This is a genomic window from Zobellia uliginosa (genome assembly GCF_018860745.1).
GTDB classification, from domain to species: domain Bacteria; phylum Bacteroidota; class Bacteroidia; order Flavobacteriales; family Flavobacteriaceae; genus Zobellia; species Zobellia uliginosa_B.
The window spans coordinates 492,015-508,389 of record NZ_JAHKPY010000012.1; the positions used below are offsets into that span (position 1 = coordinate 492,015).

General features: G+C 37.3%; 16 protein-coding genes. 9 read left to right on the forward strand and 7 right to left on the reverse strand.

Annotated features, from left to right (window positions below; translation table 11 throughout):
- Window positions 1-3: 3 nt before the first annotated feature.
- Together KO521_RS13565 and KO521_RS13570 are read right to left on the reverse strand one after the other, a co-directional pair.
- The gene (locus KO521_RS13565) at window positions 4-1,416 is read right to left on the reverse strand and encodes a M56 family metallopeptidase (protein ID WP_215940429.1); all 1,413 of its coding nucleotides are present in this window, start codon (window positions 1,414-1,416) and stop codon (window positions 4-6) included.
- Window positions 1,416-1,775: a BlaI/MecI/CopY family transcriptional regulator gene (locus KO521_RS13570; RefSeq protein WP_215940430.1), complete on the reverse strand. Its 360-nt coding sequence runs from the start codon at window positions 1,773-1,775 to the stop codon at window positions 1,416-1,418. Before KO521_RS13570 ends, KO521_RS13565 begins: the two co-directional genes overlap by 1 nt.
- 159 nt (window positions 1,776-1,934) lie before the next feature.
- Between KO521_RS13570 and KO521_RS13575 the strand changes: the two genes are divergently transcribed.
- Window positions 1,935-2,450, forward strand: coding sequence for a DUF456 domain-containing protein (locus KO521_RS13575; RefSeq protein WP_215940431.1), 516 nt, complete (start codon window positions 1,935-1,937; stop codon window positions 2,448-2,450).
- Window positions 2,451-2,531: 81 nt separating this feature from the next.
- On the opposite strand, the gene KO521_RS13580 is transcribed toward KO521_RS13575, so the two are convergent.
- Together KO521_RS13580 and KO521_RS13585 are read right to left on the reverse strand one after the other, a co-directional pair.
- A complete protein-coding gene (locus KO521_RS13580; RefSeq protein WP_215940432.1) occupies window positions 2,532-3,086 on the reverse strand; it encodes a nitroreductase family protein in 555 nt (184 codons plus the stop codon).
- Window positions 3,087-3,169: 83 nt separating this feature from the next.
- Window positions 3,170-4,327 carry a homogentisate 1,2-dioxygenase gene (locus tag KO521_RS13585; RefSeq protein ID WP_215940433.1) on the reverse strand — a complete coding sequence of 386 codons (1,158 nt, stop codon included), beginning with the start codon at window positions 4,325-4,327 and terminating at the stop codon, window positions 3,170-3,172.
- A 285-nt stretch (window positions 4,328-4,612) separates the two neighbouring features.
- Between KO521_RS13585 and KO521_RS20560 the strand changes: the two genes are divergently transcribed.
- A complete protein-coding gene (locus tag KO521_RS20560; RefSeq protein WP_289846450.1) occupies window positions 4,613-4,738 on the forward strand; it encodes a hypothetical protein in 126 nt (41 codons plus the stop codon).
- 235 nt (window positions 4,739-4,973) lie between these two features.
- On the opposite strand, the gene KO521_RS13590 is transcribed toward KO521_RS20560, so the two are convergent.
- The 3 genes from KO521_RS13590 to KO521_RS13600 all read right to left on the reverse strand — a co-directional run bounded on the left by KO521_RS13590 (window position 4,974) and on the right by KO521_RS13600 (window position 8,060).
- The gene (locus tag KO521_RS13590; protein WP_215940434.1) at window positions 4,974-6,251 is read right to left on the reverse strand and encodes an NAD(P)/FAD-dependent oxidoreductase; all 1,278 of its coding nucleotides are present in this window, start codon (window positions 6,249-6,251) and stop codon (window positions 4,974-4,976) included.
- Window positions 6,252-6,379: 128 nt separating this feature from the next.
- Complete coding sequence (locus KO521_RS13595) at window positions 6,380-7,282, reverse strand: universal stress protein (RefSeq protein ID WP_215940435.1); 903 nt, start codon at window positions 7,280-7,282, stop codon at window positions 6,380-6,382.
- An 88-nt stretch (window positions 7,283-7,370) separates the two neighbouring features.
- Window positions 7,371-8,060 (reverse strand): Crp/Fnr family transcriptional regulator, encoded by a 690-nt coding sequence (locus KO521_RS13600; RefSeq protein WP_215940436.1) that lies wholly within the window; start codon window positions 8,058-8,060, stop codon window positions 7,371-7,373.
- Between the two features lie 125 nt (window positions 8,061-8,185).
- Here KO521_RS13600 and KO521_RS13605 point away from each other — a divergent pair, with 125 nt between their 5' ends.
- The 7 genes from KO521_RS13605 (at window position 8,186) to ccoG (ending at window position 16,358) form a co-directional block, all read left to right on the forward strand.
- Window positions 8,186-10,582 (forward strand): heavy metal translocating P-type ATPase, encoded by a 2,397-nt coding sequence (locus tag KO521_RS13605; RefSeq protein ID WP_215940437.1) that lies wholly within the window; start codon window positions 8,186-8,188, stop codon window positions 10,580-10,582.
- A gap of 110 nt (window positions 10,583-10,692) precedes the next feature.
- Window positions 10,693-11,127, forward strand: a complete 435-nt coding sequence (locus tag KO521_RS13610; RefSeq protein WP_215940438.1) for a DoxX family protein — start codon at window positions 10,693-10,695, stop codon at window positions 11,125-11,127.
- A 201-nt stretch (window positions 11,128-11,328) separates the two neighbouring features.
- A complete protein-coding gene (gene ccoS, locus KO521_RS13615) occupies window positions 11,329-11,538 on the forward strand; it encodes a cbb3-type cytochrome oxidase assembly protein CcoS (RefSeq protein WP_215940439.1) in 210 nt (69 codons plus the stop codon).
- 2 nt (window positions 11,539-11,540) lie between these two features.
- Window positions 11,541-13,745 (forward strand): cytochrome-c oxidase, cbb3-type subunit I, encoded by a 2,205-nt coding sequence (gene ccoN, locus KO521_RS13620; protein ID WP_215940440.1) that lies wholly within the window; start codon window positions 11,541-11,543, stop codon window positions 13,743-13,745.
- Window positions 13,746-13,750: 5 nt separating this feature from the next.
- A complete protein-coding gene (locus KO521_RS13625; protein ID WP_215940441.1) occupies window positions 13,751-13,942 on the forward strand; it encodes a CcoQ/FixQ family Cbb3-type cytochrome c oxidase assembly chaperone in 192 nt (63 codons plus the stop codon).
- The gene (locus tag KO521_RS13630; RefSeq protein ID WP_215940442.1) at window positions 13,939-14,892 is read left to right on the forward strand and encodes a cbb3-type cytochrome c oxidase N-terminal domain-containing protein; all 954 of its coding nucleotides are present in this window, start codon (window positions 13,939-13,941) and stop codon (window positions 14,890-14,892) included. The genes KO521_RS13625 and KO521_RS13630 overlap by 4 nt, the downstream gene beginning before the upstream one ends.
- A gap of 47 nt (window positions 14,893-14,939) precedes the next feature.
- Complete coding sequence (gene ccoG, locus KO521_RS13635) at window positions 14,940-16,358, forward strand: cytochrome c oxidase accessory protein CcoG (protein ID WP_215940443.1); 1,419 nt, start codon at window positions 14,940-14,942, stop codon at window positions 16,356-16,358.
- The last annotated feature ends 17 nt before the right edge of the window (window positions 16,359-16,375 follow it).

Below are 16,375 nucleotides of genomic sequence, written 5' to 3' on the forward strand. Positions count from 1 at the left end.
AATTTATCTAAGTTTGAAAGTAATAGGTATTGAAAATGGAACACTTACGACTTTACCTTTTTGTGTCCCAGGTTTCATTTGGGGTAGTCGGGCAATAATATTAACAACCTCATTTTCCAGCAACTTATGTGGGCCTCGTGTTCGAACATTAGCAATATTACCAGTACTATCAATTGTAAAAAGTACATTAACTCGGCCTTGTATTCCTTGTTCTTGTGCTTCTTCTGGGTATTTAAAGTATTCACCAATATGCTTTTGCATACTTTTCTGAAAACAAGCCCTCTGATCCGTTGCATTTTCACAACCGGGAAAAACAGGAACTTGTTCTACGACTGCAAAAGGCACGGCCACACCTTCATAATCAGCATTCACTCCTGTGGTAACCGTCCAACCGTTTACAGTTTTCGCATTTTTATTGGCTTGTGAAGCCACTACATTTGTCATTTTTAATATTTCTTGTAGCTCGTTTTCTGTTAAACTATCCTTTGACATAAGCTCTTGATTCAAGTTTATTAATCTTTCCTCAAGCGAATTACTATTTTCAGAAGATTCTCCTGAATTAACATTTTGCTCACACGAAGTATAAAACAACATGCCCAAAACCAAGGGCACCAATGCCAAATATTTTAATTTGAAAACCGATTTTGATTGTGATTTTTGTAACATGACGATTCGTTTTTTGATTAATGATGATTTAAAAAAGTGATTGATGAACGATATATTTTGTGTTTGGAAAACTTGTGACAACAACAATTGATATTGTTCGTTTTTATTGCTCTTTGCCACTTTTGCATCGGCGATGAACTCGTGCAATTCTGAAATTCTATTTTGATACACATAGACCAGCGGATTAAACCAACCTATAATACGCATCAACTCAAAAAAGAGGAGGTCCCAAGAATGACCTTGTTTAATATGAACCAACTCATGCGCTATGATACTTTTATAATCGCTTTTCGGAACTTTATCCCCTATAAAAACAGACTTGAAAAAGGAGAAGGCAATAGTACTATCTGAAACCATAATACGGGTAAACTCCTTGAAATTTAACTTTTCACCCTTAGATTTTAGAAGATTTAGTTGACGTAGTTTAAGGGCAAACAATATAAGTGCAACACCCACACCAACTGCAAATACCAGTATCTGCCATGATACATCAAACCCTGAATCTTCTTGAGAACTTACAACAACAGCATTGTTTAACTCCCATAAATATTCTTGGTATTCAATATAAGACTGATCAACTTTGGTCTTAAAAGCTTCAATTTTTATCAAAGGCAAAACGAGTGATAACAGAAACGTGCTCAAAAGATAAAAGCGGTTCCATTGAAAGAAGGTTTCTCGTTTTAAGAAAAAATCATAGATAACAAGAAAAACCAGTTGAAAAGCGATGCATTCTAAAACGTATTGTACCATTATTCATCCTTTTTAATATCCTTTAAAATAGACTCCAATTCCGTTAGGCTCATATCGTTCTTTTTCATAAAGAAGGAAACCATACTTTTAAATGAACCTTGAAAATAGCCATCCACTAGTTTATTGATACTCTGATTGCTATAATCGGATTTCTTTACAATAGGAAAATAGAGATACCCCTTACCCTCTTTCTCATGATCAACAAAACCTTTACTTTCTAAAATTCTAACAATAGTAGACACGGTATTATATGCCGGTTTTGGTTCTGGTAACTGCTCTATAATAGTGGCAACATTGCATTTTTCCAATTGCCATAATTGCTGCATTACCTCTTCTTCCGCTTTCGTCAACTGCTTCATTCAACTAATTATTTAGTTTGTTCTTTAAGCAAATATAACTAAAATTTTAGTTTAAAAATTGATCAACTGATAGTCAGTATAGATTAAAACGCAATTTCATTTCTAGAGAAGAACCTGTAACAAAATGTAATTATCTTCGTCCCATAGAAAATTGATAGAATGGATATTGTTTTGCTCGTTTTGGGTTTTGTTTTTATGCTCGTTGGTATTTTTGGCAGCTTCTTACCCATACTCCCTGGCCCACCAATTAGCTGGGTAGGACTATTATTACTACATCTTACGAAAGCAATACCGCAAGATTGGGTATTCTTAGGGATAACTGCAGCGCTAGCGCTTCTTGTTTTTGGATTGGATTATGTGATACCTGCTATAGGAACCAAAAAATTTGGGGGTACAAAATATGGGGTTATTGGCACCACATTAGGACTTTTAGTGGCACTATTCTTTCCTGTTTTAGGCCCTTTTGGCATCATAATTTGGCCTTTTGTAGGGGCGTTAGTGGGTGAACTATTGAATAAAGCAGATGGGAAAACCGCTACGAAAGCAGCATTTGGGAGCTTTTTAGGCTTTCTTACCGGCACGTTTATGAAGTTTTTGATTGCAGTAATCTTTCTTGGCCTGTTCATTTCCAAGGCCTGGAATTACAAAGCTGAATTATTTCCTTTTCTAAATTAATTCAGTCAGTATTAATACAAAAAAACCTTGCTCAAAGAGCAAGGTCGTGTATTGAGTATGCACAAAATTTTAATCCAAATACTAATCCATCCAAACTACTTTATCCGCAGTAGGAGTCCGCTCCCCTTCAGGAATAGGTTCATCTGTATAGCCCATGTAAAAAAAGCCTAAACAGGCTTCGCCGTTATTCATCTCAAAGAAATCGTGCATGTGCTTTACAAGTCCGGGAGAGCTCCAATAAGAACCTATGCCCATTTCCGTACAACACAACCACATGTTCTGAACGGCCATTGCCGTAGCAGCTACTTCTTCCCATTCAGGAACGCTTTGTGATGGGTCTCTTTGCATACAAATAGCAATAACTGCCCCTGCACGTTTAGGGTTTTCAATCAGTTTTTTAGCTTTGAATTCTTTTGGATTAGGGTCATTTTCCAAATATTTTAACGAAAGGAAAAGTCCTAATTTCTCTTGAGATTCGCCCTGTAGTACACGAAATCGCCAAGGTTCCGTTTTCTTATGTGTAGGCGCCCAATTGGCAGCTTCCAATATTTTTTCTATATCCGCTTTTGCAATGGGTTTATTATTATACTGTGCTGGAAAAACCGAACGTCTATTTTTTATTAAATCAAAAATCATTTGTTTCTTTTTCTTTTCCCAAAAGTACCTATAAACCCTTAGGGAAGCATGGGCTTTAGCAAAAAGATAACAGCTATAAGATATTACTCAAACCAACTTTTGTAATACTTGCCATCATCAATATCCATGGCTTGTTGTGTTAACTTTAATGGCTTAAACGTATCAATCATAACTGCAAGTTCTTCGGTCTTACTTTTACCAATGCTCGCTTCGTATGTACCAGGATGTGGACCATGGGGAATACCTGCCGGATGTAAGGAAATATAACCTTCATCTATACCTTTTCGGCTCATAAAATCGCCATCTACATAATACAACACCTCATCAGAATCTATATTGGAATGATTGTAAGGCGCCGGAATAGATTGCGGATGATAATCATACAACCTAGGACAAAACGAACACACTACGAAAGCACTGGTCTCAAAAGTTTGATGTACTGGTGGCGGTTGGTGCACACGCCCTGTAATAGGTTCAAAATTGTGAATTGAAAAACCATAGGGAAAATTGTAACCGTCCCAACCCACCACATCAAAAGGATGCGTAGCATAGACCAAGTGATGCAGCTGTCCTTGCTTCTTCACCTTCATTAAAAACTCTCCCTTTTCATCATACGTTTGGAGATTTTGTGGCAATTTAAAATCACGCTCGCAGAAAGGAGAATGTTCTAAGTGTTGCCCAAACCAGTTGCGATAGCGCTTTGGTGTATATATTGGATGGTAGCTTTCGGTAATTAATAATCGGTTGTCTTCAGTATCAAATTCTATTTGATAAATCATTCCTCTGGGAATCACCAGATAATCACCATATTCAAAAGGAATTTCCCCTAAAAAAGTCTTTAAAGTACCAGAACCTCTATGAATGAACAGAAGCTCATCTGCATCTGTATTCTTGTAAAAATAATCGGTTAGGGACTTTCTTGGGGCTGCAAGCCCTACATGTACATCACTATTAAAAAGTACGGTTTTTCTACTTTCTAGATAATCGTCTTCCGCCTTTATCTTAAAACCTTTTAGCAACCTAGACTTAATGTTGTATTCTACCGCAGCCCTAGGTGCTATGTCTAAAGTTTTACCTACTTCTTTTATTTGTGTAGGTCTGTGTAAATGATACAAAAGGGAAGACATACCATCAAAACCAATTGTTCCAAACAATTGTTCGTAATGCAAGGTTCCATCTTCTTTATTGAATATGGTGTGTCGCTTTTGCGGAAACTTTCCCAGCTTATGATATAAAGGCATGTATTTTTCTTTAAAAATCTAGCTTAAAATTACGTCTTTTTTGTCGATTTCGCATATTTGAGCCTTTTTATGAACGTATGAAATAACCACATTATCACAAATTTCTTAAAATGAAAAAAACGTTATACTAACGCATTTGATCGATGAAAAGAAATCTATTTGATGTAAGTTTGTACCGTTGTTAAGATTATGAAGATGAGCGACATAAAACTGGACATTTATAAAATCCTTGTCTAGCTTTATTTAGTATTTCTATTGAAAATGTAAACCTTAATACCTTGTATCATGAACAGAACACATTATCAGGTAAAAGCGGAAAGAGCAAAAAAAGCATGGATATCCATCCAAAATCAAATTACTTCCAAGGAAAACAAAGAGAATGTTTTAGAACGCCAGTTGCGTAAAGTATAATTCTCAATACAAAGCAGTGCACGCATAAAATGCATGTAACTTCTGCAAACTCTTCTTTGATTATTAGTGTGTAAGGCTATTTTTTATAGGCTATACTACACCAAAATCCATAAAAAAAAGCCTTCCAACATTGGAAAGCCTTTCATTGGACCAAACCTATTTAGGTTTTGGGTCACAACACAACAGGGCAAAGATACTAAAGCTTTTGACATAATTACTATGTCTTAAGACTAAACTATGCCCTAGGGTCAAACCTTCTTAAAATAAGGCGCGCAGCCTTATCATAATTAATATAATTGTATGCCCAGTTAAAAAACACAATGACCTTATTCCTAAAACCTACCAAGGCCATGAGGTGAACAAACATCCATATGAACCAAGCAAAAAAGCCTCCGAACTTAAGTTTTTTAATATCTGCAACTGCCTTATTTCTACCTATGGTAGCCATAGTTCCTTTATCTAGATAGGTAAAAGGTTTCATGTCTTTTCCCTCTAACATCCTTTCTAAATTATTAGCTAGCAGTTCCCCTTGTTGAATTGCCGGTTGCGCTACCTGCGGATGTCCTTTTGGAAAATCTTCGGTTTCCATATAAGCGATGTCTCCAATGGCAAAAATACTTTTATAACCTTCTACTTGATTAAAGCGGTTTACCTTGTAGCGGTTTATGCGCTCAACCAAAATATGCGGTGCAAACCCTTCTATGGCTGCACCCGTCACCCCTGCTGTCCAAATGAAATTTTTGGTCCGCATACTTGTTCCATCTTTAAGGGTTACCTGTTCTCCATCATAATTGCTAGCAATAGAATTCAAATGGATACGAACACCCAATTCCGCTAAAAATTCCATAGCTTTTTTTGAAGCATGTTCACTCATTGGAGGCAATACTCTAGGGCCGCCTTCAAACAAGTTAATCTCCATTTCATCTATATTTAGATGTTTATAATCCTCAGGAAATACATTATTCTTCAATTCTGCAAAAGCTCCCGCAAGCTCAACACCTGTTGGCCCGGCACCTATAATACAAAAATTCAGTAGTGCCTTGCGCTCAATAGGGTCTTGACAATCATCTGCCTTTTCAAAATTTTGCAACATGAGACTTCTAATATCCAATGCTTGTGGCACGCTCTTCATGGGCATAGCATACTTTGCAATTTCTTGATTACCGAAAAAATTAGTTTTTGTACCAGTGGCTAAAACCAGATAATCATACTGCAAATTGCCCGTATCCGTCGCAATTAACTGTTGTTCAGGGTCAATACGCTCCACATTGGCCAATCTAAAGTAAAAATTCTCCAAATGCTTTAATACTTTACGTATGGGATATGCAATGGAGTCCGGCTCAAGACCGCTCGTGGAAACTTGATAAAGTAAGGGTTGAAATGTATGGTAATTATGCTTGTCCAGTAATACGACTTGCAAATCTATTTTACTTAGCTTTTTGGCTAGTGATATTCCGGCAAAGCCGCCACCAATAATCACTAATCTTTTTTGACCTGTATTAGGAAGGTTCATAGCTTAAATTTTTCTGCAAATTAAGAAGAACCAGCCCAATATCTTTTTTATATTTAGAAATATCACATATAATATTGCCCCAATAAAAAAACTGAAAAGAAGCTAAATTTCATATAGTGAAAATGCATTTACTCAGAAACATAAACACTTTGTTCTTTTTTACTTTTTGCAGAACCGCTCATGCCCAATTCGGGTATTACCAATAAAGGAATCTGTGTGTGAAAGGCTATCCTTTTCACAACAGACTCACGGGTTATACTTTCTAAATAACTATGTTGGTAGTGAAGCATGGCCAACAAATGAATATCTAATTCCTCACTAAAAACCTCTAATGTCTTAGAAATGGAATTTAATTCTGATACGGTATGCACATAATGCTCCGCGGTCTTTAAATATTTGCGCAGCATACTTAAATTAAATTTCTGAAGTTCTGTTAATGCCGTGATTTTATGCTGCACATGGACTATTCTAATTACGGCATTGAACGTGCTGGCCATATCAAGTAATGGTTGAAGTTCTGATTGTGTGTAGAACCTATTGAAATCTGTAGCAAAAGCAATTTCATCCGGAGTTTTAAATTTAAAATTTTGAGGAACGGCAAGCACGGGACATCTCTTTACCGTTTTAATAATACGTACCGTGTTACTACCCATAAAGACTTCATCTACACCAGAGGACCCTTTGGTACCTGTAATAACCAAATCTATTTTATAGTCATCTACGGCTTCCTTTATCTCATCTACGAGCATAGAGAAAGAAGATATTGCAATAAATTTATGCTTGGGATTATTAAATTCCGTGTTCATTCTAGAAATGAGCGCAGTAAGACCTTTTTCAGATACGGTTTTTGCGGCATCCTCCTCTGTGCCATTACCCACATTGGTTGCCATAAAACGGCTATGCGCTATATGTGGTGTGTAGGTATTTAATGCGTAGAATGTACAATTTTCATTCTTGAAAAGTTCTATTGCATAGCGTGCAGCGTTCCATGCATTTTCGGAAAAGTCGGTAGGTAACAGTATATTTTTCATCTACTTTTTTATTGAAATCTTCAATGTAAAAGTAGAACCAACTCTAAAGTCAAACTATGATAAATATCAGCTTTTAAAAAGAGGCCGGCTAAAATCCCTCAACTAATTCCAAGAGTTTACGCTCATCAGCAATACCAATTTTCTTACCTGAGGTTTTTATGAGTCCTTTTTTCTTAAACTCAGAAATTATGCGGATACAGGATTCCGTTGCCGTTCCTACTACGTTAGAATAATCTTCCCTAGACAAGGTGAGTGTTAGAAAACCCTCAGCATCCTCGCCATAATTCTTTTTCAAATATAAAAAAGCCTCTGCCATTCTTTGCTTCACTGTTTTTTGAGACATGTTTACAATAACATCATCTGCCTCTCTTAAATCGTGAGCCATATGGCGCAAGACTTCAACAGCAAAATTAGGGTTGGTGTCCAGCGTATTGGAAATGGCTTCCTTTGGAATAAAGCAAACTTCCATATCACTTACGGCAATGGCACTCAAATTGGTAGATTCCTCGGCAATAACAGCACGTTGGCCCATGACTTCGCCTTTACTGGCCAATCTTACAATTTGGTTTTTACCGTTCTCGCTTAGTTTAGACAATTTTGAAACGCCGTCCCTAACACAAAAAACACCATCTAGCTTTTCTCCTTCTTGGAAAATTGCCTCCCCTTTCTTAAGGGTTTTTGAAATTTTAGAATCAGATACTTTCTTCAATTCCTCCTTGCTCATGGCCCGTAAAGAATTGAATTGTCTTATTATACAATTTTCACATCTGCTACTCATATCTTTTATTATTTATACCTGACTGAACAAAGGTACCGTTCAAAACCTACAATAAACCTGACAATTGTCATATATTTAAAGACTCACAACTTGCACCTTTGTAAAAGGTATTAGCAAATGTAAAAATGAATTCTAACAATTGTTTCCATTGCGGTGATGACTGTGGTAAAAAACCCATAGTCCTTGACGACAAAATTTTTTGTTGCAATGGTTGTAAGACCGTTTATGAAATTTTTTCCGGTAATGACCTTGATTATTACTACGACATTCAGTCTGCTGCCGGTGCTACTCCAAAAAAGGTTGATGGAAGATACGACTTTTTAGACTCAGTACCAATAGCAGAAAAACTAATAGAATTCAATGATGGCGACTTACAGATCATAAACCTTTACATACCCCATATTCATTGTAGTTCTTGTATATGGGTACTTGAAAATCTTAACAAAATAAATCCATCAATAAAGAGCGGACAAGTAGATTTTCCTAAGAAAACCGTTCGGATAACCTATAACAGTACAGAAATATCACTAAAAGAGGTTGTGGTGCTGTTGGCCAAGATAGGTTACGAACCTTATATTTCATTAGATGATTTTGATAACAAAAAGAAAAGTGTAGACCGTAGTTTAATCTATAAACTTGGAGTGGCAGGTTTTGCATTTGGGAATGTCATGTTCCTATCTTTTCCCGATTATTTTGACCTATCGTCTAGTGATGCTTCCGGTGGCGAGTTTTGGCTTAATAGATATGAACCCGTTTTTCACTGGCTTATGTTTCTATTTTCGTTACCCGTAATTTTTTATGCCGGCAGGGATTATTTTATATCAGCTTATAAAGGGCTTCGAAGTAAGATTTTAAATATAGATGTACCCATTGCACTGGGAATCTTGGTGCTTTTTATTCGCAGTACATTAGAAATTGCTTTTGATTGGGGAAGCGGCTTTTTTGATTCTTTAACGGGATTAGTATTCTTTCTATTACTCGGCAAATTTTTTCAACAGAAAACGTATTCCTTTCTATCTTTTGAACGTGATTACAAATCGTATTTTCCTATTGCCATAACTCGCATATCCCAAGAAGGAAAAGAAGAAACTACGCAGGTTCATGATATAAAAAGAGGAGACCGGTTATTGATAAGAAACGAAGAATTGATTCCCGTAGACGGGATTCTTATGAGCGGACAAGCACGTATTGATTATAGTTTCGTCACCGGCGAATCCGAACCCGTAAAAAAAGAATCTGGAGAGAAGATTTTTGCAGGTGGAAAACAGTTACAAGGTGCTATTGAGATGGAAGCATTAAAATCTGTTTCGCAAAGTTACCTTACCCAATTATGGGGCAACAGCATTTTTCAAGAAGACAAAGCCAGTAAATTTCAAACACTTACAGATAGTATTGGCCGAAGATTTACGATAGCGGTACTTAGTATTGCATTTATTTCAGCGGTATTTTGGTTGTATTATGAGCCAAGTAAAGCCATGAACGTTTTTACAGCGGTCTTGATTATTGCCTGTCCGTGTGCCATAGCTTTAGCCTCTCCTTTTACATTGGGTAATATGTTGCGCATTTTTGGCCGGAAGAAATTCTATTTAAAAGACACACGTACCATAGAACAACTTGCGCAAATAGATACCGCTATTTTTGACAAAACAGGCACGATTACCACGGCCAAAAAAAGTACGGCTACCTATGAAGGCATGCCACTTACTGAATCTGAGGCCTCTTTACTAAAAAACACCTTGCGCGGATCTAACCATCCGCTCAGTAGAACGCTCTATACGCTTTTAGCAGAGCAAAATATTATTACATTAGATGAATATGAGGAACATGTTGGCAAAGGAATAGAAGGTACCAAAGATGATGAGCATATAAAAGCGGGGTCTGCCGCTTTCGTTGGTAACGAACAAACACCAGATGCCTTGAATACATCTGTACACATTAGTAGCAACGACGCTTATAAGGGTAGATACGTTTTTCATAATGAATATCGTGATGGTGTATCCGATGTTTTTAAAGCGATGTCTCAAAATTTTGATTTAGCCATTTTGTCCGGCGATAACGAAGGTGAAAAGTCACGCTTAGAAAAACTGCTTCCCAAACTAACACCCCTTTACTTCAATCAAAAACCTCAACACAAACTAGAATTCATAAAGGCTTTACAGGAACAGGGCAAAAAAGTGCTTATGGTAGGTGATGGCCTTAATGATGCCGGTGCATTGGCTCAAGCAGAAGTTGGTATTGCCATATCAGAGGATATTAATGTGTTCTCTCCGGCAAGCGATGGTATTATGGATGCTTCTAAGTTCCAACAATTAAACAACTATATATTGGCTTCAAAGAAAGCCATGAAAATTATTAAGCTTAGTTTCTTGTTATCGTTGACCTATAATCTTATAGGCCTTTATTTTGCAGTTACAGGTCAGCTAGAACCGGTTATAGCCGCAATTCTAATGCCCCTTAGCTCTATTAGCGTAGTTGTGTTTGCTACTGTGGCAACCAATCTCATAGGCAGAAAAATTGACTAGCACTGTAAGGATTAACGCTCAGTAAGACAACTTAATAGTTAAAAATCGGATTCAGTCCGATTAAAAAGTTACGTTTGTAAAACCAACAACTAATTACGTTTTAAGTACCAATGCCAGTCTCAACTATCTCTTCGTTCTCAAAACATTTTAAAAAAATCTCATTACTACAAATCTCAATAGCTATTGTCTATTTGTGGTTTGGAAGCCTTAAGTTTTTTAACGACATAAGTCCGGCCGAAGAATTGGCCAAAGAAACAATTACTTCTCTTACTTTCGGTTTAATTCCTCCTAAAATTTCCATCATAATTCTTGCTGTTATAGAAGTAGCGATTGGTATTTTTTTGCTTTTGGACCTGTTTAGAAAGCAAACTGTTATAGTAACGCTTCTACACATGATCTGTACTTTCTCTACTTTACTCCTTCTTAGCGAAGCCTCTTTTACTTATAGCCCTTTTGCCCCCACTCTTTTGGGGCAATATGTAATTAAAAATCTAATTATAATTGCCGCTTTGATTTCTATTTATCAAAACACAAAAAAGGCTTAAATAAATTGGATTCAAACGTTTTAGCTTGATAAAAGAATTTTTTTGAACTATTCCCATTGAAAATAATAATACTGTATATATTTACAGTGCAGCTGGTTATATCTATAAACAAAGAAACTTTTATAGATTTATTAAAACCTGACAAAAATCATATTAAATAGAAAGTTCACACCGTAGTTTTACGGCATAATTCAGGTAGGTATGAGTGTCATTTATGTGTTATTGGCCATAAGCATCTTTGTTGCGGTCATATTTTTCATTGCTTTCATCGTTTCGGTGAAAAGCGGGCAGTACGATGATTCGTATACTCCATCCGTACGCATGCTTTTTGAAGATGAACTGGTAAAAACTAAAAAAACCAGCTCCAAAAAGTTAAAAGAAGAAAAAATCCAACTAAATAAACAAGTATAATTATGGAAGTACAGCAATTTTATTACGATAACAAAATCGTGAAAAATTTCCTCTATGCAACCATGTTCTGGGGTATTGTGGGTATGTCTGTAGGCTTATTGTTAGCCTTAATGTTCATGTTCCCCAACTTAACCGATGGAATTTCATGGTTAAGTTTTGGTCGTTTGCGCCCATTGCATACCAATGCGGTGATTTTTGCATTTGTAGGAAATGCTATTTACGCAGGGGTCTACTACTCTACGCAACGTTTGCTAAAAGCACGTATGTATAGCGATTTTCTTAGTAAATTCAATTTTTGGGGCTGGCAGGCAATTATTGTGGCAGCAGCTATTACGCTACCATTGGGATACACCAGTACTAAAGAATATGCTGAGCTTGAGTGGCCTATAGATATTGCTATTGCTGTAGTTTGGGTTGCTTTTGGAGCTAACCTTATAGGTACTATGATAAAAAGGAGACAGCGCCACCTTTATGTAGCAATCTGGTTTTACCTGGCCACTTTCGTTACTGTAGCAGTACTTCATATTTTCAATAATATTGAACTTCCTGTTAGTGCATTAAAAAGTTACTCGGTTTATGCCGGTGTTCAGGATGCGTTAGTGCAGTGGTGGTACGGGCACAATGCAGTTGCATTTTTCTTGACCACTCCATTCTTAGGTCTTATGTATTATTTTGTACCTAAAGCTGCTAACAGACCTGTTTATTCCTATAGACTTTCTATTGTACACTTTTGGTCATTGATATTTATTTATATCTGGGCTGGTCCTCACCACTTATTATATTCTGCATTGCCCGATTGGGCTCAAAATTTAGGGGTAGCATTCTCTATAATGCTATTAGCACCATCTTGGGGCGGTATGATCAACGGACTATTAACCTTGCGCGGTGCTTGGGACAAAGTACGTACCGATCCTGTTTTAAAATTTATGGTCGTTGCCATTACAGGTTATGGTATGGCAACTTTTGAAGGCCCAATGCTTTCGCTTAAAAACGTAAACGCAATTGCCCACTTTAGTGACTGGATAATCGCTCACGTACATGTAGGTGCCTTAGCCTGGAACGGTTTCTTGACCTTTGGTATGATCTATTGGTTAGTGCCCAAAATGACAAAAAACAAATTATTTTCCGTTGGGCTGGCTAATTTCCACTTCTGGATAGGAACATTAGGTATTATACTTTACACCTTGCCAATGTACGTTGCTGGGTTTACCCAAGCTTTAATGTGGAAAGATTTTAACCCAGATGGTACTTTAGTTTATGGTAACTTCTTAGAAACCGTGCATGAAATTATGCCTATGTACTGGATGCGGGCCATTGGTGGTAGCCTTTATATCGTAGGTGCCTGTGTTATGATATATAACGTGGTTCGCACCATTAAATCCGGTAGCACAATAGAGGACGAGTTGGCGGAAGCTGCTGCACTTACCCGTGTTTCTAAACATAGAACGGCTGGTGAAACTTTCCATACATGGTTAGAGCGTAAGCCAATTCAGTTAACAATCTTGGCTACTGTAGCCATCCTTATTGGAGGTCTAATACAAATTGTACCAACACTTCTTGTAAAATCCAATATTCCTACGATTACAAGTGTAAAACCATATACTCCATTAGAACTGGAAGGTCGTGACCTTTATATTCGTGAAGGCTGTGTTAGCTGTCACTCGCAAATGGTTCGTCCGTTTAGAAGTGAGGTGGAACGTTACGGCGAATATGCCAAAGCTGGGGAGTTTGTATATGACCATCCATTCCTTTGGGGCAGTAAGCGAACCGGACCGGATTTGCTTAGAGTTGGCGGAAAATATTCCGATAATTGGCACCTTAACCATATGTACGATCCACAGAGTACATCATCCGGATCTATTATGCCATCCTATTCTTGGTTAGTACGGGACAAACATGACCGTAGTAACATACAGACTAAAATGGAAGCTATGGTAACCCTTGGTGTACCTTACACCGAAGAGGAAATTGCAAATGCCGATGCCCTTATGGATGCACAGGCCGAAAAAATAGAAAAGAATCTATATACAGATCCCGATTTTGCTAAAACCTATGAGGCCGATAAAACTTACGCTGCTGAAAACGGCGAAGAGTTTGTAGAAATGAGAGACCGAGAAATAGTAGCCTTAATTGCGTATTTACAGCGATTAGGAACAGACATCAAGGTTAAGGAAACAGGAGAATTATTATCTGAAAACAAAAACTAGAAATCATGTTCAAATTTGTAAAAGGTTACATGGAAACTATAGATGGTGTAGCTACCTACCCCATGATATCATTACTTATCTTCTTTGTGTTTTTCACATTGTTATTCTGGTGGGTTATCACCGCATCAAAATCATACATAAAAGAAGTGAGCGAACTACCTTTTGAAGAAGATAACCAACAAAACCTAGAGCTATGAAAAACACATCAACCTGGTGGATTAAAATTCCACTCATTTTCTTTATAATATTCGGGATAACCGAGTTTGTTGTTGATTCCGGTGAAATGCCTGCCTTTATAAAATACCCTATGGTACAGGTATTTCTTGTATTTGTGCTGTTCCTCCTAATAGTTATTGCCGTAATTACAAGAGCTATAGAAAATGTAATGTTCCAGACGCTGTCAAAAGAAGCTCAAGAGCGCTACATAGCTGCAAAGAGCAAATCTTTCCATTGGAAATGGGGTGAAGAAACATACCAAAACTTACTAGGTTCTAAACCTATTGAAAAAGAGGGCGAAATTATTCTTGACCATAACTATGACGGTATACGTGAGCTAGACAACAATTTACCACCATGGTGGGTATACCTGTTCTATGCTTCTATTGTATTTGCCGTAGTTTATTTGGCACGTTTTCATGTTTTTAATGAGTATGACCAAATCCAAGAGTACGATCAAGAGGTTGCTGCCGCACAATTGGAAATTGAAGAATACAAAAAAACCGCCAAAGGTCTTGTAGATGCCAACACGGTAGAATTACTAACCGATGCCGGTGACCTTAAAGCGGGCCAGACCATTTTTGAAAGTAACTGTGTTGCCTGTCATATGGTAGACGGTGGTGGTGGTATTGGACCTAACTTAACGGACCAAAACTGGATTTTGGGTGGAGGCATCAAAAACGTTTTCCATACCATTTCAGAAGGTGGTCGTGATGGTAAAGGTATGATTGCTTGGAAACAAAATTTAAAACCTGCAGAAATCGCGCAGGTTGCAAGCTATGTATTAAGCTTCCAAGGAACAACACCTGCAAATCCAAAAGCAGCTGAAGGAGACCTTTGGGTTGATCCCAATGCTCCTGAATCAGCTACACCGGCAGAAGAAGCCAGTACTGAACAGGAAGTAGATTCCACATCGGTTACTATGAACTGAATACAACGAGGTGTTAAAACCTCTTAGGGCCAATAAAGAGATATATAATGGCACAAGATCAAGACAATTTTAGGGATTCAATAGGTACCATTAAAGAAGATGGAAAAAGAGCTTGGGTCTTTCCTAAAAAGCCAAGTGGTAAGTTTTATGAGTATCGTAAATACGTAAGCTACGCGCTTTTGGCTTTTTTGATTGCATCTCCTTTTGTAAAGATCAATGGCAACCAATTTCTAATGTTCAATGTCCTAGAAAGACGTTTCAACATATTTGGCTTTCCTTTTTACCCACAAGATTTCCACCTGTTTGTTATTTCAATGATAATCGGGGTGGTTTTCATTGCCCTGTTTACAGTTGCCTTTGGCCGTATTTTCTGCGGATGGATGTGTCCTCAGACCATTTTTATGGAAATGGTATTCCGTAGAATCGAATATTGGATAGATGGAGATCGCGGTGCTCAAATGCGATTGGATAGACAGGAATGGAATGCTGAAAAGATTCGTAAACGTGTTTTAAAGTGGATAATCTTTTTTATCATATCCTTCGTTATAGCCAACGTTTTCCTGGCCTACTTAATTGGCAGTGATAGGTTGATACAGTATATAACAGATGGCCCTACCCAACATTTAAGCACCATGTTATCGTTGTTAATATTTACCGGTGTCTTTTATTTTGTGTTCGCCTGGTTTAGAGAGCAAGTATGTATTATTGCGTGCCCTTACGGACGTATGCAAGGGGTATTGTTAGACAATAAATCTATAGTTGTTGCTTACGACCATAAAAGAGGTGAAGCCGAAAACGGAAGAAAAAAATGGCGTAAAAATGAAGACCGCGAAGCTTTAGGTCATGGTGATTGTATTGACTGTAACCAATGTGTAAATGTCTGCCCTACAGGAATTGATATTAGAAACGGAACACAGTTAGAATGTGTTAACTGTACGGCTTGTATAGATGAGTGTGATGCCATTATGGAGAAAGTAGATCTCCCAAAAGGGTTGATTCGTTATGCAAGTGAGGATGAAATTACAAAAAAAGAAAAGTTCAAATTTACACCTCGCCTAAAAGGCTATACCGCAGTACTAGTTATTTTGACCGGGGTATTGGTTGGTATGATGTTTTTAAGAAACGATCTTGAGGCTAATATTTTACGACTACCCGGACAGCTTTACGAACACAAAGAAGGTAACATCATAAGTAACGTGTATACTTATAAACTCTTGAACAAAACAACCAAATCCGTAGATAATGTTCACTTCGAACTGATATCTCCAAAAGGCGAAATAAAACTGGTACGTAACGATAATTTTGATGTACAACCAGAAGCTTTGGCAGAAGGAACTTTGTTTATAGAAATTAATGCATCTGCACTTAGCGGTGACAAGAACAACCTTAAAATTGGTGTTTATAGTGATGATAAATTAATAGAGACCACTACGGCGCGCTTTTTAGCACCACGTAGTTATAAATAGCATTTAAATAAAAAATC

What these genes read in the sequence shown, in the direction of transcription:
- KO521_RS13565 (WP_215940429.1), bottom strand. Translation starts at nt 1,416, where the DNA reads ATGGTACAATACGTTTTAGAATGCATCGCTTTTCAACTGGTTTTTCTT.
- KO521_RS13570 (WP_215940430.1), bottom strand. Translation starts at nt 1,775, where the DNA reads ATGAAGCAGTTGACGAAAGCGGAAGAAGAGGTAATGCAGCAATTATGG.
- KO521_RS13575 (WP_215940431.1), top strand. Translation starts at nt 1,935, where the DNA reads ATGGATATTGTTTTGCTCGTTTTGGGTTTTGTTTTTATGCTCGTTGGT.
- KO521_RS13580 (WP_215940432.1), bottom strand. Translation starts at nt 3,086, where the DNA reads ATGATTTTTGATTTAATAAAAAATAGACGTTCGGTTTTTCCAGCACAG.
- KO521_RS13585 (WP_215940433.1), bottom strand. Translation starts at nt 4,327, where the DNA reads ATGCCTTTATATCATAAGCTGGGAAAGTTTCCGCAAAAGCGACACACC.
- KO521_RS20560 (WP_289846450.1), top strand. Translation starts at nt 4,613, where the DNA reads ATGAACAGAACACATTATCAGGTAAAAGCGGAAAGAGCAAAAAAAGCA.
- KO521_RS13590 (WP_215940434.1), bottom strand. Translation starts at nt 6,251, where the DNA reads ATGAACCTTCCTAATACAGGTCAAAAAAGATTAGTGATTATTGGTGGC.
- KO521_RS13595 (WP_215940435.1), bottom strand. Translation starts at nt 7,282, where the DNA reads ATGAAAAATATACTGTTACCTACCGACTTTTCCGAAAATGCATGGAAC.
- KO521_RS13600 (WP_215940436.1), bottom strand. Translation starts at nt 8,060, where the DNA reads ATGAGTAGCAGATGTGAAAATTGTATAATAAGACAATTCAATTCTTTA.
- KO521_RS13605 (WP_215940437.1), top strand. Translation starts at nt 8,186, where the DNA reads ATGAATTCTAACAATTGTTTCCATTGCGGTGATGACTGTGGTAAAAAA.
- KO521_RS13610 (WP_215940438.1), top strand. Translation starts at nt 10,693, where the DNA reads ATGCCAGTCTCAACTATCTCTTCGTTCTCAAAACATTTTAAAAAAATC.
- ccoS (WP_215940439.1), top strand. Translation starts at nt 11,329, where the DNA reads ATGAGTGTCATTTATGTGTTATTGGCCATAAGCATCTTTGTTGCGGTC.
- ccoN (WP_215940440.1), top strand. Translation starts at nt 11,541, where the DNA reads ATGGAAGTACAGCAATTTTATTACGATAACAAAATCGTGAAAAATTTC.
- KO521_RS13625 (WP_215940441.1), top strand. Translation starts at nt 13,751, where the DNA reads ATGTTCAAATTTGTAAAAGGTTACATGGAAACTATAGATGGTGTAGCT.
- KO521_RS13630 (WP_215940442.1), top strand. Translation starts at nt 13,939, where the DNA reads ATGAAAAACACATCAACCTGGTGGATTAAAATTCCACTCATTTTCTTT.
- ccoG (WP_215940443.1), top strand. Translation starts at nt 14,940, where the DNA reads ATGGCACAAGATCAAGACAATTTTAGGGATTCAATAGGTACCATTAAA.